General features: G+C 42.7%; 19 protein-coding genes. 8 read left to right on the forward strand and 11 right to left on the reverse strand.

What is annotated here, in order from left to right; translation table 11 throughout:
• Positions 1–318: 318 nt before the first annotated feature.
• The 3 genes from BO222_RS09400 to BO222_RS09410 all read right to left on the reverse strand — a co-directional run bounded on the left by BO222_RS09400 (position 319) and on the right by BO222_RS09410 (position 4371).
• Complete coding sequence (locus BO222_RS09400) at positions 319–2703, reverse strand: HAD-IC family P-type ATPase (protein WP_158024588.1); 2385 nt, start codon at positions 2701–2703, stop codon at positions 319–321.
• Between the two features lie 294 nt (positions 2704–2997).
• Positions 2998–3663, reverse strand: a complete 666-nt coding sequence (ispD, locus tag BO222_RS09405) for a 2-C-methyl-D-erythritol 4-phosphate cytidylyltransferase (protein WP_075820476.1) — start codon at positions 3661–3663, stop codon at positions 2998–3000.
• 171 nt (positions 3664–3834) lie between these two features.
• Positions 3835–4371: an ECF transporter S component gene (locus BO222_RS09410; RefSeq protein WP_075820478.1), complete on the reverse strand. Its 537-nt coding sequence runs from the start codon at positions 4369–4371 to the stop codon at positions 3835–3837.
• A 155-nt stretch (positions 4372–4526) separates the two neighbouring features.
• On the opposite strand from BO222_RS09410, the gene pdxR reads away from it, so the two are divergent.
• Positions 4527–5597, forward strand: a complete 1071-nt coding sequence (gene pdxR, locus BO222_RS09415; RefSeq protein WP_075820480.1) for a MocR-like pyridoxine biosynthesis transcription factor PdxR — start codon at positions 4527–4529, stop codon at positions 5595–5597.
• A 145-nt stretch (positions 5598–5742) separates the two neighbouring features.
• On the opposite strand, the gene uraA is transcribed toward pdxR, so the two are convergent.
• Entirely contained in the window at positions 5743–7056 is a 1314-nt protein-coding gene (gene uraA, locus BO222_RS09420; RefSeq protein WP_075820482.1) for a uracil permease, read from the reverse strand.
• Positions 7057–7298: 242 nt separating this feature from the next.
• Here uraA and BO222_RS09425 point away from each other — a divergent pair, with 242 nt between their 5' ends.
• The gene (locus tag BO222_RS09425; RefSeq protein WP_075820484.1) at positions 7299–8033 is read left to right on the forward strand and encodes a hypothetical protein; all 735 of its coding nucleotides are present in this window, start codon (positions 7299–7301) and stop codon (positions 8031–8033) included.
• A gap of 198 nt (positions 8034–8231) precedes the next feature.
• Here BO222_RS09425 and BO222_RS09430 read toward each other — a convergent pair whose 3' ends face one another.
• Together BO222_RS09430 and BO222_RS09435 are read right to left on the reverse strand one after the other, a co-directional pair.
• Entirely contained in the window at positions 8232–8489 is a 258-nt protein-coding gene (locus BO222_RS09430; protein ID WP_075820486.1) for a hypothetical protein, read from the reverse strand.
• Between the two features lie 105 nt (positions 8490–8594).
• Complete coding sequence (locus tag BO222_RS09435; RefSeq protein ID WP_075820488.1) at positions 8595–9860, reverse strand: DNA polymerase Y family protein; 1266 nt, start codon at positions 9858–9860, stop codon at positions 8595–8597.
• A gap of 127 nt (positions 9861–9987) precedes the next feature.
• On the opposite strand from BO222_RS09435, the gene BO222_RS09440 reads away from it, so the two are divergent.
• Positions 9988–10584 carry a LexA family protein gene (locus BO222_RS09440; protein ID WP_075820490.1) on the forward strand — a complete coding sequence of 199 codons (597 nt, stop codon included), beginning with the start codon at positions 9988–9990 and terminating at the stop codon, positions 10582–10584.
• Positions 10585–11189: 605 nt separating this feature from the next.
• The gene (gene nrdD / locus BO222_RS09445) at positions 11190–13364 is read left to right on the forward strand and encodes an anaerobic ribonucleoside-triphosphate reductase (RefSeq protein ID WP_075820492.1); all 2175 of its coding nucleotides are present in this window, start codon (positions 11190–11192) and stop codon (positions 13362–13364) included.
• Between the two features lie 177 nt (positions 13365–13541).
• Here nrdD and BO222_RS09450 read toward each other — a convergent pair whose 3' ends face one another.
• From BO222_RS09450 to BO222_RS13995, 5 genes are read right to left on the reverse strand one after another with little or no spacing between them, the layout of a single operon-like run.
• Positions 13542–15086 (reverse strand): glycoside hydrolase family 32 protein, encoded by a 1545-nt coding sequence (locus BO222_RS09450; protein WP_198932049.1) that lies wholly within the window; start codon positions 15084–15086, stop codon positions 13542–13544.
• Between the two features lie 18 nt (positions 15087–15104).
• Positions 15105–16859, reverse strand: coding sequence for an extracellular solute-binding protein (locus BO222_RS09455; RefSeq protein ID WP_075820494.1), 1755 nt, complete (start codon positions 16857–16859; stop codon positions 15105–15107).
• 43 nt (positions 16860–16902) lie between these two features.
• A complete protein-coding gene (locus BO222_RS09460) occupies positions 16903–17823 on the reverse strand; it encodes a carbohydrate ABC transporter permease (RefSeq protein ID WP_075820496.1) in 921 nt (306 codons plus the stop codon).
• Between the two features lie 2 nt (positions 17824–17825).
• Complete coding sequence (locus tag BO222_RS09465) at positions 17826–18509, reverse strand: ABC transporter permease subunit (protein ID WP_233131245.1); 684 nt, start codon at positions 18507–18509, stop codon at positions 17826–17828.
• Positions 18497–18775, reverse strand: a complete 279-nt coding sequence (locus tag BO222_RS13995) for a hypothetical protein (protein WP_198932053.1) — start codon at positions 18773–18775, stop codon at positions 18497–18499. Before BO222_RS13995 ends, BO222_RS09465 begins: the two co-directional genes overlap by 13 nt.
• Before the next feature lie 390 nt (positions 18776–19165).
• On the opposite strand from BO222_RS13995, the gene BO222_RS09470 reads away from it, so the two are divergent.
• The 4 genes from BO222_RS09470 (at position 19166) to BO222_RS09485 (ending at position 22195) form a co-directional block, all read left to right on the forward strand.
• The gene (locus BO222_RS09470; RefSeq protein WP_075820498.1) at positions 19166–20248 is read left to right on the forward strand and encodes a LacI family DNA-binding transcriptional regulator; all 1083 of its coding nucleotides are present in this window, start codon (positions 19166–19168) and stop codon (positions 20246–20248) included.
• 99 nt (positions 20249–20347) lie between these two features.
• The gene (locus BO222_RS09475) at positions 20348–21016 is read left to right on the forward strand and encodes a YesL family protein (protein WP_075820500.1); all 669 of its coding nucleotides are present in this window, start codon (positions 20348–20350) and stop codon (positions 21014–21016) included.
• The gene (locus BO222_RS09480; protein ID WP_075820502.1) at positions 21000–21752 is read left to right on the forward strand and encodes a hypothetical protein; all 753 of its coding nucleotides are present in this window, start codon (positions 21000–21002) and stop codon (positions 21750–21752) included. Before BO222_RS09475 ends, BO222_RS09480 begins: the two co-directional genes overlap by 17 nt.
• A gap of 194 nt (positions 21753–21946) precedes the next feature.
• Positions 21947–22195: a GNAT family N-acetyltransferase gene (locus tag BO222_RS09485; RefSeq protein ID WP_198932055.1), complete on the forward strand. Its 249-nt coding sequence runs from the start codon at positions 21947–21949 to the stop codon at positions 22193–22195.
• The last annotated feature ends 50 nt before the right edge of the window (positions 22196–22245 follow it).

A 22245-nucleotide genomic window follows, 5' to 3' on the forward strand; every position in this document is an offset into this window, starting at 1 on the left:
AGGCGGAAATCTTCCGTTTCCGACTTTCCTGAGAGGAAAGCTGGAGCACAGAGAAGATTTCCGCCTTTGATGGTATTCAGGGATAACCGGGAATAAAAGCCCGTGCAAATTTCAAAAGGTTACAAAAGAAACAGGCCTTTATTGAAAGTTCCTGTTTCTTTTGGACTCCTAAATATTCATTCTCTTTGGTTCATTCTGTTGATATTCCAACCGTTTGGTTTATCCGGCAAACGGTAAGGGTGATCAGTTTTTGTCTTGCGAGGGATTCTTTCCCTTCTATAATCTTTTTTATTATCCTATTATCTTTTCTTTTCTGGTTTATCCCTTTTTCCAGCCTTCTCTGGTAAAGATCCGTGAATTAAGAACCTTTTTCCAGTTCAGCTTAAACAATCCTTTTAGAATCAGAGGAATTGCTATTCCCATTGCTGCCACATACAGATATTGAGGAAGTGTCAAAAAGACAACGGAATACAGTTTGGGCAAAAAAATCATTGCCAGAAAGAAGGCGACCGTCATCGTTATGATCAGCGCTTTTCGCATCCAGGAAAGAGGCTGTGAAATATAGAAAAGGACCCACAATGCATTAAATCCAGCAGCCCATGTGCAGACTGTAGAGAACGTCTGGGCATCCATCCTTAACGGAGTCTGCAGCAAGGCAGTCAGAACCACCATGAAGATCACAGTTAAGGCTCCCGGAATGGCTTTGGATAAAACATTCAGCAGGAAATTTCCGCTGACTCTGGCGTGATTGGGTTCTAATGTTAAAACAAATGAAGGAAGTCCAACCCCTAAAAATGAAACCAGTGTCAGCTGAATGGGTTCAAATGGGTATCTCGCCAGCCAGAACAATGTCAGCATCGAAAGTCCAAAGGAAAACAGAGTTTTGACCAGAAACAGGGAAGCTGTTCTCTGGATATTATTGATGACTCTTCTTCCTTCAAGCAGAATCGAAGGCAAGGCATCAAACTGGTCCTTAAGCAGAATGACAGAAGCTACTGATCTGGCAGCCTGGGTTCCGCTTCCCATGGCAATCGAACAATCCGCTTCCTTTAAGGCAAGCACATCATTGACGCCATCTCCGGTCATGGCCACTGTCTGACCTTTTTCCTTCAGTGCCAAAACCATAGCTTTTTTCTGTTCTGGGGTCACTCGTCCAAATACATTGCATTCTTCCATTAATTCTGCAAGGCCCTGGTTTTCAGGATGACCTTTTGCCCATACAGCCATATCGACCGCCTTGCCACTTACACCCGCTCTTTTAGCCAAAGCCGCAACAGTTGTCGGTGCATCTCCGGAAATGACTTTCAGGTTCACATCCTGAGATCGAAAATACTCAAGAATCCGCTTGGCATCGGGGCGAATTTCGTCTTCAATTACTATCAATGCAATCAGTTCATAGTTTCCTTTTTCAAGCTTCGTAAGTTTTGGACCTCTGGCAAGGACAAGAACCCGCTTTCCCTGGTCCGCATAGGAATTGATCTTTTTGGTCACTTCCGGATCTTGTTTTTCAAAAACAAAAGAGTAAGCCCCGGCAATCCAGGTCGTATCGCCAAAGACTGCTCCAGAAAACTTGGTCCGGCTCGAAAACGGAAAGATATTATCCGCTTTGGAGCCATTTTTTATAGCTGGAGCATAGGCTCGAATCGCTTTTGCGGTAGCATTTTCATCATCAAGCGAATGGTATAAAAGACCAAGCGATTGTATGCATTGATCTTTATCCATATCTGACATGGGAATCAGATCATCCACCTTCATGTTTCCGGTTGTGATCGTTCCAGTTTTATCGAGACAAAGGGTAGAAACTCTGGCCAGCGTTTCAATGCAGTAGAGTTCCTGAACCAGCACCTCCTGCATCGCCAGTTTTGAGACAGATACAAATAAAGCCACACTGGTTAAGATGACTAATCCTTCTGGAATCATTCCAATCATACTGGCTGAAGAGGACAAGACGGCCTGCTGCCAGGTGGTGTGGCTGAAAAAATACATCTTTACAAACAGCAGGATTCCGGTTGGAATCAGAAATAACGTACAGAAATGAATGATCTGATTGAGAGAATCGCGTAGCTGTGAAGGAAACCGGCGGCTTCTTTTCGCCTGCTGCATGATGGAGTACATAAAGGTACGTTCACCAACATTTTCAACCTGCATCATGCATTTCCCTGCAGTGACAAAGCTTCCGGAAGTGATTGGATCTCCAACGCTTTTATCAATATCATCCGATTCTCCGGTCAGTGCGGATTCATTGACCTGACAGGCTCCAGAGACAAGTACTCCATCGACTGGAACCTGATTGCCCTGTTCAAGGATCAGTAAATCATTTAATGCAATTTCATCAGAAGCAATCGTAACGATCTCTGAATCTCTTAAGACCTGAAAATGAGCCTGGGATATGATGGCCAGACGGCTGAGGATTTTTCTTGAATGAAGTTCCTGCCACAAGCCAATGACTGTATTGGAAATCACAACCCCCATAAACATCAGGTTTCGATAGCTTCCGGTCAGAACAATAAAGAAAGCAATCACCACATTTAAAAAATTAAAGAAGGTAAAGACGTGTTCGCAGATGATCTTTCCTGTGGATTTCTGAGAAGAGTCTTCTGTGATGTTTTTTGGAGCATTTTCATATTCCTGTTTTGTCAGTCCGGTTTTAAGACTGGTTGGATTGGCTGGACTGTTTTGATCGGTTTTAATTTTTTGCATCATAGTTTTCATTGTAATCAGTTTTTTGGCGCCTTGGCATCAGATGACTTGCTCTGTAAGATTTCAGCCAAACCTGCGATCATTCCGGCTTTGTTTTTGAACGTCTTATGTATTGCCTCTTTTCATCCTGTCGAATTCGAAACTTTTCTGCTTATCGTATGATCATATCTTCAGGTTCTGAGTACATGAAAAATACAGGCAGATCCCGATGGGATTCCGCCTGCATTAAATACTCAGATTCAGATTCAGATTCAAATTTTCTTTTTTTAAGTTTTCTCAGGATACTCAAAGAGCTGATCAATCCTGAACCAGGTGATCTAAATCATCCGGATTTGTGATTTTGGTATTGGAAGGATCTCCGATGACACAGGCCACCGGTACATGGGTAAAGCGTTCAACAAGCTGCGCATCATCCGTTCCTTCAATTCCGGTTTTCTGAGCCTCCAGATGCGCCTGCAAAATCAGATCGGTCATAAACGCCTGAGGAGTCTGGGCATGATAAATCTGTTCTCGCGCTGGTGTCATGACAACATAGCCGCTTTCATCGACAATTTTTATCGTATCAATCGCCGGAGTCATCAAAAGCGCGGCTTTTTCAAAGTTCATCATATGCTTGAGTGCTTCCAGAGATTCCCGTTTTAAAAAAGGTCTGGCGCCGTCATGAATCATGACAACAGGCATCTTTACTTTCTGAAGTCCATTAAAAACCGATTCCTGACGGGTATTTCCTCCCACGGTCCAGGAAAGCTTCGAATATTTTGAATAGTTTTTTTCAACATAATCCTTTTCATAAGAAGCGCAGACCCCAATGATCTGTTTGCAGTCAGGATCGGATTCAAAAAGTTCCAGCGAACGATCAAGAACCGTATGATTGGAATCAAGATGGTAAAAGACCTTATTGTAATCAAGATGGGTTCGGCTGCCTTTTCCGGCAGCCAGTATGATGGCAGAATATGCAGGCATAGTATCTCTCCGTCCTGCGATGAATCGCAGCATGCTTCTATCTCATCCTGAACTATGCAGAGGGCATAAGTCGTGATTCTGTTTCAATCATCAATCGGTCCGGATCTCTTTTATCCATCCGTTATTTAACGGTCAATGCTGCAAAGAGCTCATTTTTTTTGCGGGAAGTAATCACTGATGATGCCGTAAAACCATTCGTTCATAGATCCTTTTTAATCCGGCTCCATAACAGAGAAGGATACCGCAGACCGCTCCGATTACACCTTGCAGGATTTCAAAAGGCAATTTGGTCATCGCGTATTCAAATGTACTGTATACATAGATTTTACCAAGTGTATACCCACCGACAAGAATGATTGTCCCTAAAGTGACGCCCAAAAGAGCTCCGTAAATCGGTTTGTTTTTGAAGGTATTGTGAGCACACCAGCTGATCACATACGCCTGCAGTCCATGAACAACCAGAGAAACAAACATCGGAGCAGGATAAAAGATCATATCTCCTAAAAAGCTTCCGATTCCGCCTACGAGCATGGCACTGACAGGATCGAGCAGCAGGGCGGCTGTAACGATGGAAATATCACAAAGATAAAGTTTTCCACCGGGTACTGGAACGCCAAAACTCGATAAGGCAATGGTCAAAGCCATGAAAAGAGCACAGGTCGTTATCCAGATGGGGGTATTCTTTCTAAGCAGTATTCTATTTTCCATAATGAATTCCTTTCAGCTATTCAGCTTCCATTTCCATCAATCCGACAAAATAATTGAAAAAACTGTTTTTATGGATTTTCTGAAAATTTATTTTCAGTATAATTTTTTTCTGGATATAAAAAAATAACCAAAAGCAGAAAGAATTATAAGACCAGATGAAATCCTATATTTTAACCAAACCTCTATCCCGATCTCTTTATGAACAAATTCGCGAAGATATCATAACCAAAGAAATCGCTCCCCATACCAGGCTTCCTTCCAAACGTGAACTCGCTTCTCATTTAAAAGTTTCTCTGATCACTGTTGAACATGCTCTTGATCAGCTTGAAGCGGAGGGATATATCGAGGCAAGAACCAGGTCAGGAACCTATGTTCTTCCTCAGCCCTCCTATAAAAAGCAAAGTGAACCATTTGAAATCAAGTGGCTTGAAGAAGAGCCGGCTGCTCCGGTGTCCGACTTTCCAGGTTCGCTCTGGTACCGTACTTTGCGCCATGTCATTACCACTGAATCGGATCGGCTGCTGCAAAAATCACCCTCTAAAGGATGTGCAAGACTGCGCAATGCCATCGCTGCCTATCTTTTTGAATCCAGAGGAATGAAAGTGCAGCCTTCTCAGGTTATCGTTTCAAGCGGAGCTGAAAGTCTTTATCAGATTGTTTTGAGAATGTTTGATTCCATCGAATCGATCGCGATTGAAGATCCATGCTACCAGCAGATTCCACGAATCTATGCCGCTCACCATATCCATGTTCATCCTTTGCCAATTCTGGAAGATGGAATTGAATCAGAGGCATTGAATGGCTGCCAGGCCAATATTTTGCATGTCACTCCTTTTTTAAGTGTGCCAAGCGGTTTTACCGCTTCGGCATCCAAGAGGCATGAATACCTTGAATGGGCTTATCGAAATAAAGCCTATATTCTTGAAGATGATTACAACAGCGAATTCTTTCAGTCTGGTCCGCCGTTGCCCACTCTGTATTCGCTCGATCATAATCATCAGGTGATTTATATGAATACATTTTCCAAATCGCTCTCTCCATCCTTAAGAGCTGGATATATGGTTCTTCCTGAACATCTGCTCGATCTGTACGAAGAAAAAGCTGGAATGTTCTCAAACACGGTCCCCCTTCTGGAGCAGTATACGCTTGCAGAGTTCATCTCAAATGGCAGCTTTGAAAGACTGCTCAGCCGCAAAAGAAGAAACCAGTCCCGTCCACTCAAATAAAAAAGCGGCAGGATTCATCAGAAAATCTGCCGCCAGCAGGAAACGAATCATTCTGTCTGTTTCCTGTTTTATTCAAAATGTAATCCAGATTCAGGATCAACGTTTCTGATCTGACTTGCTGGACTGTTTATATTCGTTTTTATGATTATTTTTTATGCTCTGCTGCCACTTCCTCTGCCAGTTTGGCAAATTCATTCTGCGGTTCCCTGCTGGACTCATTGAGCAGGTTAAATTTGGCAAGGATATAAAACAGCAATGACATCAGCATACCAACCAGAGCTGCAAGAACCATACCTTTCAGGGTAATATCACCAATGGTCAGAGCGACTCCGGAAAGACCCGTCACAAAGACAACGGAAGTCAGAATCATATTGATGGTATTTCCATAATCCACCTTTTCATCAATCAGGATGCGCAGACCACTGACACCGATCATTCCATACAGAAGGAATGAGATTCCACCGATCACCGGATTTGGAATGGACTGGATCAGAGCGCAGAGCGGACCGATAAAGGCGCAAATTGCAGAAAGAACAGCAGCGCCTGCAATGACCTGAACCGAATAAACTCCAGTGAGCGCCATGACTCCGATGTTTTCACCATAGGTCGTTGTAGGAACTGAACCCACCAGACCTGAGATCATGGTTGAGAAATTGTCAGCAAACATGGTACGGTCAAGTCCTGGATCCTTGATCAGATCCCTGCCAACAATCTGGCTGGTTACGATCTGATGACCAATGTGTTCTGAAGAGATGACCAGAATGACCGGAAGCATGGTCAGAATGGCATCCAGTCTGAATTCAGGGAAACGAAAGTCTGGAATCTGAACGATTGGAGCGTTCATAACCGGTGCAAAATCAACAGCACCCAGACAAACGGCTGTAATATATCCGCAGACTACCGCAATCAGAATCGGAATGATTCCAAAGAATTTTCGAAAGCATACATTTCCAATAATTGCGACACCAAGAGTCACCAGAAAGATGATGACATTGTTCATTGAGATGACTTCATCGAGAAGACCAGCCGTGCTCGCTGCAGAACCGGACAGTTCAAGACCGATCAGTGCGACAACCGGTCCCATCGCTGCAGGCGGTAAAATAATGTCAATCCACTTGGTTCCAAACTGTTTAATGCAAAATGCGATAATACAGCCAATGGCACCGACAACAACAAATCCTCCAAGCGCAGCCTGATAGCCCCACTTGTCCATAATGAGAAGGCCAGGACCTAAAAACGCAAAAGAACTTCCAAGATAAGCCGGAGCTTTCCCTTTTGTGATACAAATAAAAAGCAGAGTACCCACACCATTCATCAGCAATACGATGGCTGGGTTGATGCCAAACAGGAACGGTACTAATACAGTCGCTCCGAACATGGCAAACAGGTGCTGTAAAGACAGAGGCAGAAGCAGTCTGCCGGGAACTTTTTCTTCCACCTGGTAGATTTTTTTCGCCATATTGTTATAACCCCCTGATTCTTGATTCTAACACATGCAATGTCTGGTACAGATGGGTTAATCTGATTTATGTCATTTTGTCCTGAAGAATGCCCAGGAAATGTACGAACTTTTTCCATTGAAAAAGCCTTTCACAAAGTCCGAACGGATCTTGAAACCTGCAGGATTCGTTCATAATATATGAAAACATAAGCTAAAAGAATGAAGAGAACAACGAAGAGAATTAAGAGAATAAGGTCCATATGAAAGAACAGACGATCCTGAAACTTATTGAATCCAAAAAAGATCATCCCGATAAGGCGCTGCGCACTTTGATGTTTGCGCTGCTTGCTTCGCCTGTATTATCTGCTTCCAGCACACTGGAGGCATCTGTTTTAAAGATTCTGAACCTGTCATTGGCAGACTACCATCAGAAGCTTCACCTTCAGCATGTCTGGTGGAATACAAAACAGCTTAAAGTCGAGAATCTGATTGCGTCTTCTGAATGGATGAAAAACTTTCTGCAGCAAAACAGCCGCCTGCTTGCCTCCGGTTCAATCAGCAGGCAAAGCGCTCTGACGCTCTTAACGGACATGCTCAGCATGGCGCTGCAAAAAGCTAGCATCAATGATCTTAAAAATCACATGAAGACCAAAGAGACCGAGCGGCTTTTAAATGCTCTTGATGACCCTGCCGCTTTGAAAAATATAAATAAGGATATCTTCTATCCCCTTCGTCAGGCCGCTAAAAAGAAATTCTCTCTGTCTTCGGATGACTTCATTTTACGCACGGTCCTGGTTTCGGAAATTCTTGGAGACTATTTGCTTGAGCACTCAAAGGACCCCGCTTGTGCAAGATGCCAGATTGCTTTAGACACCCTGCATGTTTTAGTGCGCTCCGATCTGGAAAATGTCTCTTTCTTTTTAAACGGGCAGCCTGAACAGGCCCTTAAAGAAGAAAGAAAAGATGAGCTTTCGCTGCGAATCATCCCGCGTTAGTTTCGTCCTCCTATTCCCGGCCTATTGCCGTATTGCCTGCATTACAGGCACAGGAAATGTTTTCAGAACTTCACCTCTTCAGAAAGAAAGCCAAAAAAGGTTTTCGCAGTGATGACGAAAACCTTTTCCTTTTTGTTTGTTTGCTCTTTTTTTCGGGCTTTTTCTGTTTGCTTTTTCTGTTTATGGAGCAGGATCAAATCATTCAAGCTGTTCGGGAAAATACATTTCCGATTCAAGAAACCAGCGGTTTCTTTCCCAGAAAAGACTTCGCTCACTTTGCCCGAAGCGGCATCGATAGCAGATTCCACAGCCCCCGGCTTTTGAATAGGTTTCCCTGACAGATATGACCTTATCCACACGAAATCTTCGATCACACCAGACGACCCAAAGCGGTTCGATCTGCCCATCCCTGAAGATCATCGTAGCCACATCGACATAGTATTTAAACACCTTCACCAGTAGTCTTCCCCCTTTGTGTCCTTTCCATTTGTCCTTTCCTTAATGTAATGTCCTTTCTGTCCTTTTTTGCAATCCGGGATTGCTCAGAACTCGTGCAGACATCTACCTGGTTCGAATGGGTCCTTCAAGAGCAGCCACCGGATGAATCTGATGAAGTATTTCAAGAGGATCAAAATCCGTAATTTCAGCATCCACCTGTGAACTGGCAATCCGGCAGCTCTGATATCCATACTGCTTACGAATTTCATAAAGCACATTTTCAAGAGAACGCTGTTTCTGTAAATCATCCGTTGAATGGAACAGATCAAGCTGCTCCGATTTCAAGGAATAACAAAGCCCGCTCACATTGACTCCGACTGAGCGCAGCGAAATTTCTTCAAGCCCCATTCGGTACACCAGACTCATCGCTGCAGCATGAATATCTCTGGCAAGATCGGTTGGCTGAGAAAGCTTCATCTGACATCCGCTGCCTTTTAAATTGGTTCCTCTAAGCCAGATGCTGATGACTCTTCCCTTCGCTTTTTCATTGCGAAGCCGAATCGCGCAGGATTCACACAGGACTCGAAATACCTCTTCAAGCTGACTCATGGAAACAATATCCTTGACGACTGTCTTGGAATTTCCGATCGACTTGACCGGTCTCTGGTAGCCCACTTCATGAACCTGTGAATCGTCATAGCCATTGGCATACTGCCACAAAAGAATCCCCATCACACCAAAACGCCGCTTGAGCACATTGACATCCGCCATGGCAATCTGTCCAATCGTAAAGATGCCCATCTGCTTTAGTTTGGCCGCCGTTCTCGATCCGACCATTAATAAGTCTGATGCATCCAATGGAAAAACCTTCTCTTCCCTTTCTTCTTCAGTAATCAGGGCAAAACCCTTATGCTTAAAAATATCGCTGGCCAGTTTTGCGTAAATTTTGTTATAGGAAATGCCCATGGATACTGTAATTCCATACGTCTGATACACCTCATCCTGAATCTTTTTAGCCAGTTCGATGCCATCTCCAAATAAAAGCTGTGAATGCGTCAGATCCATCCAGGCTTCATCAAGGCCAAAGGATTCTACCCGATCGGTATATTTCCGATAAATATCCTTGATCTTCTCTGTATAGAACATATAACTGTCATAATCCGGATGAATGATTACAATTTCCGGACATTTGCGCTTGGCATCCCGTAATGATTCTCCTGTCTTTACTCCTGCCGCTTTTGCGAGATCGTTTTTAGCCAGAATGATTCCATGCCTCTTTTCTTCGCTTCCGCCAACCGCCATGGGGACGTTTCGAAGTTTTGGATTTCGCATCTCTTCGATCTGTGCGTAACAGTGGTTGATATCGCCGTGGACTATTATTCTATTCATGCATAAATGGTAATATCAGATATCTTTAATTGCAACATTATTGCGTTATTTAACCACAAACCTTGGTTTAACGAACTTTTCATGCAATCCGTCTTGATGATTACGCATAAAAATATAAAATAGAATTATGAATATAGCAGAAGTACTTACTCAGTTCAAGCGGCAGAACAACGTCAACAATGACTACATTGCAGACTACTGCGGCGTGACCAAATCCACCGTTTCACGGTGGTGCACCGGTAAATCGAAGAAGGTTCATCCAGAGACTCTTGAGAAAATCTCTCAGATGCTCAACATTGACCTTGAAGATATGACCCGTGTGAACGGACTGGCTTATGAAAAGCCGATCCTTGGAACCGTTAAAGCAGGCTATGGTCTGTTTGCAGAAGAAAACATGGAGGGATACGAAACGGTTTCTGAGTCCGATTTTCACAAGGGAGACTACTTCCTTCGCGTAACCGGCAACTCGATGAAGGATGCCAACATCCACGATGGCGACCTTCTCTTTGTTAAATCCTGCACGGACATTCCAAGCGGATCCATCGGCGTATTTCTGATCAACCATGACGAAGTGACGGTCAAGACACTGATCAAGAAACCAAACTGCTGGGTTTTAATGGCTGCCAACCCGGATGTTGAACCAAAGATCTTCACTCATGAAGAAATCGTAACAACTCCAGTTCAGATTATCGGTAAAGCCATCTATTCAAAAACAGAGCTTTAGCGCCATCAAACAATCGAAAAGCAAAACAGGAAATTCAGAAACAGAATCTGACAACCAGAAGCAAAGTGGATTCATCCGGATTTTGTCTGACGCATTCGAATTTGCCTTAAAAGAAAGAAGTCTGTAAGCAATGCATAGTGAATCAGGATAAAAGCCGGAAGAAATTCCGGCTGTTTTTTTTTACATTTAATTTTCTGCGGCGGTTTCTGACGTGCTTTTTTGCGAATCAGACAGAAAAAAGAAGCAAACCGGCTTTTCCTTTCCTTCGTTAACAAACGATATTTTTCTGTTGTTTTTTGCTCTTTTTGTTGCCTGATCCGCTTTTTTGAGAGTCATTTTTTCCTTTCAGGCATCAATCGGTAGTCTTCTGGTGGTTGCGCTTATACTTAGGAAGCTTTATCATGGCGAAATTACAAGGCTGTTTTTTACCCAAAATACCAGTTACAGTATAGGCAATGCCTTTTGCCGGCTGAAACCCTGCTTAAACCCCAGCCGGATGGCATGAAATAAAACACTAAGATTCAAAAGATAAGAATCAGGAAATACCACAGAACCAATAACAAAAATTCAGAACCACATGAATATAAAAAATAGAAGGAGGAGAAATGAAAGTCATCAAACGAAGCGGTGAAGAAGTCATCTTCAATGTTTCTAAAATCGAAAACGCAATCCGTAAGGCCAATGCGGCAACAACCCACAATCAGCTGACCGAACAGCAGATTCTTGCAGTGGCTGAATCCGTTGCCCTCGAGTGTGAAAAGATGAACCGCGCCCCAAACGTAGAAGAAATTCAGGATATCGTCGAAGCCGATCTGATGTCCTCAGGATTCTATGCTGTCGCAAAAAACTATATTACTTACCGTTATGAAAGAGCCCTGGTCCGTAAGGCAAACTCAACTGACAAACAGATCATGTCCCTGCTTGAAAGAAACAACGAAGAAGTAAAACAGGAAAATTCCAATAAGAATCCTCTTGTCAATTCCGTTCAGCGCGACTACATGGCTGGTGAAGTTTCCAAAGATATTACCCGGCGTTTTTTACTTCCGCATGACATTATGGAAGCTCACGACAACGGCATCATTCATTTCCATGATTCAGACTATTTTGCCCAGCACATGCATAACTGCTGTCTGGTCAACCTCGAAGACATGCTCCAGAATGGAACAGTCATTTCTGAAACCATGATCGAAAGACCTCATAGTTTTTCGACCGCCTGCAATATTGCAACTCAGATTATTGCTCAGGTAGCAAGCTCTCAATATGGCGGGCAGTCGATCACCCTTTCTCATCTGGCTCCATTTGTACAGGTCTCCAGAGAAAAAGCGCGGGTTGAAGTTCGTGAAGAACTTGAAAGCCTCAATCTTCCGGCCGATGAAACGACTGTCAATGAAATCGCTGAAATGAGGGTACAAAAAGAAATCGAACGCGGTGTTCAGATCATTCAGTATCAGGTCATCACTCTGATGACAACCAATGGTCAGGCTCCATTCATTACGGTCTTCATGTACCTGAATGAAGTAGAAGACCCACAGACCCGTAAAGACCTGGCTTCCATTATTGAAGCGGTTCTCAAACAGAGAATTCTCGGGGTCAAAAATGAAGACGGAGTCTATATCACTCCAGCTTTCCCAAAACTGATTTATGTTCTTGAGGAAAACAACATCCATGAAGGCAGCGAATACTACTATCTGACAAAACTGGCTGCAGAGTGTACCGCAAAGCGAATGGTTCCTGACTACATCTCCGAAAAGATGATGCTGGGTCTTAAAGTCGATAAGAACGGTGAAGGCCATTGCTATCCCTGCATGGGATGCCGTTCCTTCTTAACACCTTTTGTCAACCAAGAAGGCAAACCTCAGTATTACGGCCGTTTCAATCAGGGCGTTGTCACATTAAACCTCGTTGATGTGGCCTGCTCTTCTAAACAGGACGAAAAAGAATTCTGGCGGATTATGGACGAGCGTCTCGATCTGTGCTATCGCGCATTAATGTATCGTCACAACAGACTGCTTCATACACCAAGCGATGTCGCTCCGATTCTCTGGCAAAACGGTGCCTTAGCCCGTCTTGAAAAGGGAGAACCAATCGACAAGCTGCTTTATGGCGGATATTCTACAATTTCCCTGGGCTATGCTGGCCTTTGTGAAGCAGTTTACTACATGACTGGTGAATCCCATACTCATCCAGAAGGCAACGCTTTTGGAAAACGGATTATGGAATACCTCAATGCAGCCTGTGCCAAGTGGCGCGCTCAGACCAACATCGACTTCTCCTTATATGGAACGCCGATGGAATCCACGACCTATAAATTCGCTAAGAAACTGCAGGATCGTTTTGGAATCATTGAGCATGTTACTGACCGCAATTACATCACCAACTCGTACCATATTCATGTCACAGAACCAATCGATGCGTTCTCGAAACTGACTCTGGAATCACAGTTTCAGAAACTCTCTCCAGGTGGAGCCATTTCTTATGTAGAAGTTCCTGACATGCAAAACAACCTGCCAGCCGTTATGGCTTTGCTTCAGCATATTTATGACAACATTATGTATGCCGAACTCAACACCAAATCCGACTACTGTCAGGAATGCGGCTATGAAGGCGAGATTCAGATCGTTGAAGATGAAAATCACAAGCTGATCTGGCAGTGCCCTCATTGCGGCAATACCGATCAGGATAAGATGAACGTAGCCCGCCGTACCTGCGGATACATCGGAACTCAGTTCTGGAACCAGGGCCGCACTCAGGAAATCAAAGAGCGTGTCATGCACCTGTAACAGATGCCAGCTGCCTGTAATCTAACGCCATAACTAAATGACAAAATGACTTCTCGAAACCGGGAAGTCACTTTTAGTTTTCTGATTTTTTAAAAAATACGAAAAGCGCCGCAGCCCGCCTGACAACATCCGGGTGCAGCGCTTTTTTTGTGTTTTTCAATTGATCTAAAACTTAAGTTAACTCAGATCGTATTTGACGACATCTACCAGGCAGCGGCCATCACATTCAAAAGAAATTCCTTCTTTATCCTGATCGGTATAGATCACAGTACTCATAGCCTGCTGTCCATCATTAACAAATACTTCAGCACTGAAACGATCCAGTAAAATTCTCAGTTTCAGCACTCCATCTTGTGCATGAACTTTCATCGTACGCTGATGAACATACGATCTTCTCGTTCCTGAATTCTGACGATTAACCATCACGGTCTGATTTTCTCTGTCAAATACAATTTCAGTATAGAAGCGATGATCTTGTGCAAAATACATCTTAAACTTCCGATAGGAATCTTCGCTCTGATCCGGATGTATCACCAGCTCTATATCTGCGATTCTGCCCTGAATTCCATCAAGAACGATTTTTTCATGATCAAGCAGAACTCCTTTATATTCCACTGGATCATGACGGTACTGCTCAATTTCACGCACCGGATTCTGGATCAGCCTGCCATTTTGAATCGATAATTCCCGAGGAACAGTCATCTGCGAGAACCAGCCCATCGTATTCTTCCGATGCCCAACCGTATCCCAGTTTTGCATCCAGGCCGTCATGATTCTTCGTCCATCTGGAGTCAGGAGGGTCTGAGGAGCATAAAAATCAATTCCATAATCAATTGAATGATTATTCTGTTCATGAAATGTCTGATCTTCCGGATCAATTTTTCCGATGACTGCCATAGTTCCATTTCCGGACGCATATTCCAGACCGGATGGATACATATCCTGTGGGCTCATAATCAGAACATCTTTTCCATCCAGGCAAAACAGATCCGGACATTCCCACATCAGTCCATGTCTGCGGTTATTTTTCAGCAAAACACTTTCAAACTTCCAATCGAGAGCATCTGGTGAGCTGAACAGTAGAATCTGCCCGCTTCCGTCAGCCGCACGATTAGCGATTACCGCCTTATAATGACCATCCGTATCCCTGAAGATTTTTGGGTCCCGAAAGTCAACCGGACTGCCGCCTTCGGGTAAGTCAGAAGCGTTCAGAACGGGGTTGTTTTCATATTTCTGATAGTTCAATCCGTCGCCAAACGCAATTGACTGAGTCTGTCTTTCGACAAGATTCCCCTCTGCATCCTTAATCTTTCCAACGCTTGTATACATCAGAATCTGTCTGCCATCATCAAGTGTTTCAGCACTGCCAGAAAAGCAGCCGCTTGCATCATATTCCTGGTCCGGAGCAAGCGCAGCTGGAAGGTGCTTCCAGCTCAGCAGATCGTCAGATACGGCATGGCCCCAGTGCATCGAATCCCAGACTGTTCCATATGGATTGTACTGGTAAAACAGATGAAACTGATTGTTATAATAGGAAAATCCATTCGGATCATTCATCCATCCAATATAGGGACTCAGATGAAAAGCCGGGCGGGCAAAAGGAGGAATTGCCCCACCATGCTTCTGTTCGTATTCACGACAGCCTCTGAGAAAATCAGAAACTTCATCCGTCTGAATATCTACATGCTCTCTTTTCTTTTGATTCATATCGTTATCATACATACTTTATTTCTGTTCTTTCTAAGAATTATTTTCTGATTCTTTGTTACTGCCTTTTTCAGAATGATCGCTCTTTCCTTCTTCAAGAGCATCTTCAGCTTCAATGACTTTTTCTTCATCATAAAAGCTGTCCAGGTTTTTCTGGAAAATAGCCAGATATTCTTCAAGACCGTAGTCATTAAGTTTTTTGAGATATTCTTCCCAGTCCTTATCAGTTAAACCATCACGGATCCATTCTGATCGTTTCATGTTGGTATACTTTTCAATATCTGTCTGTAAAATAGCCAGTCTTTCAGAATCCTCCTGGGACATGAAGACATTCGGATAGACATATTTTGCTTTCATATAAGGCGTGTAATAGTCTTCGATCCAGTCCAGACGATATTGAGCGTCTCCTGGAGTTGTTACATATTCCCCATAATAGTCATCCAGAATAGCCAGTGGTCCTCCGACCGACTCTTTTTCCCGAACTTCAACTGGAGATTCATCTCCTAAATCTGCATGTTGAAGCATTGGTTCACCCTGTTCATTGACGCCCATTTCGAAGATATCAAAGTTATCATCTTCTCCATATGTTCCCCAGTTATTCTGAGGAGACTGCAGCGGCGCATACATCTGATCTAACCATGCTGCAACCAAAGCCGGGTTTTGTGCCTTTGCGGTAATGACAGTTCGTCCGCGGTCATATCCAGAAGTATATGAACCATTTTGCGGAGTCACAACCTGCTTATCTGCTTTTAAAGGAGGCAGTGGAACCCAATCCTGCAGATTATCAATATTTGCTACATCCCACGAGAAGCAGACTCCGTATCGTCCTGATTTCCCTTTGGCGACATAGTTGGCCCATTCCTGGGTAAATGCTTCATTATCAATCAGACCCTGTTCATACAGTTTATGCAGCCATTCAATTCCTTCACGAAATCCGGGCTGTACTGCTGTACTGATTACCTGTTTATCATCAGTTACTGCAATGTGTCTTTTGTGATCGTTATCTCCATACCCTTCTCCAAAACCATTGGTCAGAATGGCTGGATCCTGATCACCATCATTAATAATCGCAGACATTGGAATAATGGATCCTTCAATATTAAATTCCTTCTGGAGTTTATCTGCGTTATCCTTAAATGCAATCAGGACCTGTTCAAACTCTTCGACTGTTTCCGGAATTTCAAGACCCAGAAAATCCAGCCATTTTTTATTGATAAAGCTCATTCCGCTAATCGTCTGAATTGCGGTTTTGTTGGAGCCCAGCTGTTCAATCCAGGGAAGAGCCCAGATATGGCCATCCGGATCCGTACTCATGGCTTTATATTCGGGATATTTCTCGAAAACCGCTTTCAGATTTGGCATATAGGCATCAATATAGTCTTCAAGCGGAATAATAACTCCCTGATCTGCATATCGAAGCAAATCATTATCCGAGAAACCGGCAGAAAACACAAAGTCAGACATTTTTGCCGGATTGGACATTGCTAACTGAATTTTATCCGGCCACTGGTCACTCTGAATGGCTCTCCAGTTGACATGGACATTGGTATCTTCTTCAAGGCGTTTAAATATTGTCTTCTTATTCGGATCAGATTCTGTACTGGGTGGAAAACTGATCATTCCCTGAATGCTTTTTTCCTCTTTTAAAGGAAAGCTCAATTCTGAAAGATCAACTTCCTGAAATGAACCATCTCGAAATACGGCTGCTGTATTGGCACATCCTGTTATTGATAGACCCAGACACAATGCTAGCAAAGGCAGCAGACTCTTTTTATAATTGATTTTCATTTTCTTTCTCTTTTCTCTATTCGTAAACTCAATCAGCCAGGAATTAACCTTTGATTGAACCAGCCATAATTCCGGCGTCAAAATATTTCTGGAAGAATGGATACATGACAAGCAGCGGCAGACTCGAAATAACAATAGTTGCATATTTCAGAAGCTCTGCAAGCTGGGCTCTGGCCGCTGTGGACTGGATATCTGATACCATTCCGGCTTCTGGCTGGTTCTGAATCAGAATTGAACGAAGCACAAGCTGCAAAGGCTGCTTGGCTGCATCATCAATATAAATCAAAGCATCAAAATAGCTGTTCCACATGGCTACAAACTGCCATAAGGCCAGTACAGCAATCACTGGAATACATACAGGCATCAAGACTTTGAAAAAATAAGTCACTTCATCGGCTCCATCCACTTCAGCCGCTTCTCTTAATTCATCTGGAATCCCCTGATAATACGTTCTGGCAATGATCATATTCCAGACACTGAATGCACCAGGCAATACCACAGCCCACATCGTATCGAGCAGACCTAAGTTGCTGACAACCAGATACGTTGGAATGAGTCCTCCACCAAAAAACATGGTGATTAAAAACAAAACATTGAAGAAGCCTCGGCCTTTGAAATCTTTTCTGGACATTGGATAAGCAGCCAGTAGAGTGACAAAAACGGAGATGACCGTAAAGACGATGGAATAGATCACCGCATTCTTAAAGCCAACCCAGATCTGGGCGTTGGACATTACCCGTTCATAAGCTGTTAGAGTCCATTTTGAAAAATCAAAACTAATTCCATGATTCTGAAGGGTGATCGGATCAATGAAGGAAGCGATCACGATATAAGCCATTGGGATAATGATTGCAATGACAAACAGGAATAAAAGCACATAGGCAAAGATCAAAAATGCCTTATCTTCTGGTCTCTGTCTGGAAAACCAGGATTTACTTTTTCTTTGTCTTAAATTTGCTTCCATGATTAGAGCCCCTTTCCTTCGTTCATTTTCTTAACAATCATATTGACTAAAACCAGTAAAATGACGTTGATTACCGTATTGAATAGTCCAACCGCTGTTGAGAAACTGTAGTTTCCATTCAGAAGACCTTGCTGATAAACATAGGTCGAAATAATTTCAGAAGCTGGCAGGTTCAGGCTTGTCTGCAATGCCAGGGCTTTTTCAAAACCAACACTCATAATGTTTCCAGCCTGAAGGATGAACTGAATGATGACCATATCCTTGATAGCTGGCCATTCAACAACTCGAATCTGCTGAAAGATGTTCGCTCCATCCACAATTGCTGCTTCTCGTAATTCCTGAGATGCGTTGGATAATGCGGCAGTATACATAATTGATGCCCAGCCAGCGCCCTGCCAGATTCCTGAAATAATATAGATTGGACGGAATGCCTCCGGTAAAGCCATGAAGTCGATGCTGGTGTGAAGCATCATATTGACTGGTCCATTGACAGAAAGCAGCAAGCGGACAATACCGCATAAGACGATTACCGAGACAAAGTTTGGCATATAAAGAATCAGCTGTATTTTCTGTTTAATCTTGGATGATCGAATCTGATTCAATAAAAAAGCCAGAATAATCGGAACTGGGAAGCTCCACAGTAATCCATAAACAGAAAGTTTCAGAGTATTGATCAGATACTGCATGAAGTCGGGAGAAGATAAGAAGCGCTGGAAGTACTCCAGACCAACCACTCACTGCCGAGAATTCCTTTGATCGGGTTATAGTTTTCAAAAGCAATCAGAATACCACCCATTGGGACGTATTTGAAAATGATGGTCAGCAGTAAAGCGGGCAGCAGGAAGATGATATACAGCTGCCAGTGTTTCTTGAAGTAATCCATAGTCTCACTGAACTTACCGACGGGTTTTTGACTCAGGGTCATTTGAGAAATTTCATTCTCAGAATTCATAATCAGGTTTCCTCCTCTTTTACGTTTGTAATTTGTTTTACATTTGTCTCGTCTAATTGGATTATGTCAAAGTTTGTCACATAGCGCAATCGCTTACATAATTTTCTTCTAAATTTTTACATCTTTTATCTCATTTCTTCTTTGTTTCCTTCAAATAATCGCATTGAGATTGAAAAACATACAGCAGGCATGATCCGGAACCAGTCAAAATTTTTACATTTATCCAAATCTGTCTACTTTACCCTTTTTCTTTTACAAATAAATAAGCAAAGTTCTTTGCTTTTACATTTTCATTGGACAAATCCATTTCAAACCGATAGGATGAATTCAGATGTTACAAATGTAAAAGCCGAGCTGTAAATCCAGTTACCTTCAAGGAGGAATTTATTCGTGCCAAACCGCATTACTACCCAGGATATAGCTGATGCTTTGGGGGTATCCAGAAATACGGTATCCAAAGCCATTAATAATTCTGGAATTCTATCCGAAGCTACCAGACAAAAAGTCATCGAAAAAGCCAAAGAGATGGGATACCGTCAGTTTTCCTGGATCACAACTTCAAGTCCGAACATTCGCACTTCTGAAACCCATGAAAAAAAAGCCGGACTTCAGGAGAAGAAAATTATTCTTCTGAGTTCCTGCTTTCTGAACGATTCTCATTTTTCGTCCCCCCTGCTTGATAAATTCAAGTCCGAGATTGCAAAAGCCGGCTATACGATGCAGCTGGAGCTTCTGTCTGATGAAGACATCAAGAATAAAACCCTGCCCATCCAATTTAATCGAGACCAGGTGGCTGGAATTATCTGTTTTGAAATCTTTGATCCTGAATACGCCTATATGTTATGCGATCAGAACATTCCAATATTGTTTGTCGATACACCAGTACTTTCTCCTGCTAAACCCTTAAATGCGGATCGCCTGTACATGGAAAATCAGACTGGACTTGGAGCTATTATTCAATCACTGGTCAACAAGGGAAAAAAGACCTTTGGCTTTGTCGGAGAGATCCATCATTGCCAGTCCTTTATGGAGCGTTATCTGACATTCAGAAACACCCTTGAACTGGCAGGTTATCCGGCTGATCTTCAATATTCCCTAACCGCTCACCATTCGGATCCATCCCGCCGCAGCGGCGTAGATTATCGAGTCTATCTATCTGAGCAGATTGAAAAAATGAATCAGCTGCCGGAAGTTTTCATCTGTGCAAATGACTTTGTCGCTTTCGATCTGATCAATGTTTTGCATTCACGAGGTTATTGTGTTCCCGGTGATGTTCTGGTTGCCGGATTTGATGATTCACCAGAATCTAAACTGATTTCTCCCAATCTGACTTCCGTACACATTCATACACAGATTATGGGATTTTCAGCAGCCGATCTGATTCTTAGCCGAATCGATAATCCATTCTTAAATTACAGAACGGTTTATACAGAAACCACCCCGGTCTGGAGAGAATCTACAGATACTGATTAGCCCCAATAAGAAAACATCAAATATGCATCCTGATTCTGCATAAAGAAGAATCGGAACAAATTCGAAAAAAAATCCAATTTCATCGAGAGGAGAATGATTATGAACGCCCTATTTAATTTAGAAAACCCTGTATTTGCCTGGATTGAAAAAGCAGTTGAGAGTGCTTATCTGAATATTCTCTGGTTTTTCTGTTCACTGCCGATTTTTACAATCGGTGCTTCAACCACCGCCTTATTTACCGTCCTGCTGAAGATGAGCCGAGACGAAGAATCAAATATCACCAAAATGTTCTTTGCCGCTTTTAAAAGCAACTTCAAACAGAGTACACAGGCCTGGCTGATCATGCTTACTGTCTTGGTTATTCTGGTCTTAGATGGATATGTCACTTATCATTTACAGCCAGAAAGCATCTTCTGGACGATGATTTCCTCATTTCTGATCGTTACCGCTGCATTATGGCTGTTTGTCATGGTCTATCTGTTTCCTTTGATGGCATATTTTGAAAACAGTCTGCTGCAGACATTTAAAAATTCGATTGTCGTATCCTTGCGCTACCTGCTTTGCACTCTGCTTGTGCTGGCGATTCATGCTCTGATGCTCTACATCACTGTATTTCTTTTCACTCCAGCGATTGTATTTGGCTTTGGGTTTGCTTCATTCATGTCCTGCTATCTGTTAAGGAATGTATTTGAAGCCATCAAAACTGGTGATCTTGCATTCAGTCAGTACAGAAAATCAACAGAGAAAATAAATGAACAGAAACAATAAAGAAACCTTCAAACAGCTGAGTTTTTCTAAAAAGCCGCAGTATATATGGGACTATTACAAACTTCCAATTCTTGTATCCGTCTTTGTTCTGTTCATGAGCGGTTCAATTTGTGCAAAGAACATGAGCTCTAAAAAGACAGCTTATACGGTGGCTTTAGCTAACGTAGCTTCTATATCAGAACTTCTGAATACGTCAGATGAAGCATTTCTTGAACAGCTGCAGCTGAATCCTGATGATTATCAGATTCGAATTTTAGAAGGCATCTATCTGACAGATGATCCAAAAGATACCCAGGCAGAATATGCCTGGTCTTCTCGAATCAAACTCTCCGCTTTAATCGAAAAGCAGGAACTCGATGCCATACTGATGAACAAACAGGCCTTTGATATTCTTTCAGCTGGCGGATTTTTAATGAATCTTGAGGAATTTCTTTTAAACCAGGATTCTGAACTATATGAATCATTAGCTGATCTGCTAGCAGAAAATCGGGAAATCACCAATCTCAATTCACCCGATCTGCTATCAGGTGAGCTTGAGAATCAGATTGATCCTGCCAATTATGAATTCATTGAGTATCCAATGGCAGTTAACATTTCAAGCACCCCACTTCTTGAGAATTTAGACCTGAGTGGTGATATTTATCTTGGCTTGATCCAAAATTCAAAAAATCTGGAGAACTCTCTTGCTTACCTGAAGCTATGGACAGAAAAGTTCGATAAATCCATGAACAATTAACAACAGAAGCTCAACTTTCAAAATCAGATCACCAACCTTTAAAGCCATCAAATCGATGGCTTTTTATCATTTACATTTACGGAAATCTGAAGTATAAATTCGACTGAAGTATTTGCTTTACTCCTTGAATTCGATTCCTTATATACTTTAAACAAGACGATCAGAAAAAAGATCCAATAGAATGAAAGGAATCCATGATGATTGAATATCGATTCGAACCAGAGATGAACCGTTCAGCTGCCTATGCAGATAATGAACTGATTGGCATCTGCGAATACGTTAACCAGGATGGAAAATGGCTGATTACTCATACAGAAGTCAATCCTGAATTTGGCGGCCAGGGCATTGCCAGAAAGCTTGTTCTTATGATCGCTAAGAATGCAGCAGAGTCAGGTATTGAAGTTGTTCCAATCTGTTCATATGCTGTAAAAGTTCTTGGTTAAGAAACCATATTTTCATTCAAAAAGCCGGGCAAACTGTCCGGCTTTGATTT

Source organism: Ileibacterium valens (assembly GCF_001945525.1).
Classification (GTDB): Bacteria; Bacillota_I; Bacilli_A; order Erysipelotrichales; family Erysipelotrichaceae; genus Ileibacterium; species Ileibacterium valens.

Bases quoted from the DNA above. Each gene is read 5' to 3' on its own strand.
- BO222_RS09410 (WP_075820478.1), bottom strand. From the start codon at position 4,371: ATGGAAAATAGAATACTGCTTAGAAAGAATACCCCCATCTGGATAACG.
- uraA (WP_075820482.1), bottom strand. From the start codon at position 7,056: ATGGCGAAAAAAATCTACCAGGTGGAAGAAAAAGTTCCCGGCAGACTG.
- BO222_RS09480 (WP_075820502.1), top strand. From the start codon at position 21,000: ATGAACAGAAACAATAAAGAAACCTTCAAACAGCTGAGTTTTTCTAAA.
- BO222_RS09475 (WP_075820500.1), top strand. From the start codon at position 20,348: ATGAACGCCCTATTTAATTTAGAAAACCCTGTATTTGCCTGGATTGAA.
- BO222_RS09440 (WP_075820490.1), top strand. From the start codon at position 9,988: ATGAATATAGCAGAAGTACTTACTCAGTTCAAGCGGCAGAACAACGTC.
- BO222_RS09460 (WP_075820496.1), bottom strand. From the start codon at position 17,823: ATGGAAGCAAATTTAAGACAAAGAAAAAGTAAATCCTGGTTTTCCAGA.
- nrdD (WP_075820492.1), top strand. From the start codon at position 11,190: ATGAAAGTCATCAAACGAAGCGGTGAAGAAGTCATCTTCAATGTTTCT.
- ispD (WP_075820476.1), bottom strand. From the start codon at position 3,663: ATGCCTGCATATTCTGCCATCATACTGGCTGCCGGAAAAGGCAGCCGA.
- BO222_RS09450 (WP_198932049.1), bottom strand. From the start codon at position 15,086: ATGTATGATAACGATATGAATCAAAAGAAAAGAGAGCATGTAGATATT.
- pdxR (WP_075820480.1), top strand. From the start codon at position 4,527: ATGAAATCCTATATTTTAACCAAACCTCTATCCCGATCTCTTTATGAA.
- BO222_RS09435 (WP_075820488.1), bottom strand. From the start codon at position 9,860: ATGAATAGAATAATAGTCCACGGCGATATCAACCACTGTTACGCACAG.
- BO222_RS09465 (WP_233131245.1), bottom strand. From the start codon at position 18,509: ATGCAGTATCTGATCAATACTCTGAAACTTTCTGTTTATGGATTACTG.
- BO222_RS09400 (WP_158024588.1), bottom strand. From the start codon at position 2,703: ATGATGCAAAAAATTAAAACCGATCAAAACAGTCCAGCCAATCCAACC.
- BO222_RS09425 (WP_075820484.1), top strand. From the start codon at position 7,299: ATGAAAGAACAGACGATCCTGAAACTTATTGAATCCAAAAAAGATCAT.
- BO222_RS09485 (WP_198932055.1), top strand. From the start codon at position 21,947: ATGATGATTGAATATCGATTCGAACCAGAGATGAACCGTTCAGCTGCC.
- BO222_RS13995 (WP_198932053.1), bottom strand. From the start codon at position 18,775: ATGAATTCTGAGAATGAAATTTCTCAAATGACCCTGAGTCAAAAACCC.
- BO222_RS09455 (WP_075820494.1), bottom strand. From the start codon at position 16,859: ATGAAAATCAATTATAAAAAGAGTCTGCTGCCTTTGCTAGCATTGTGT.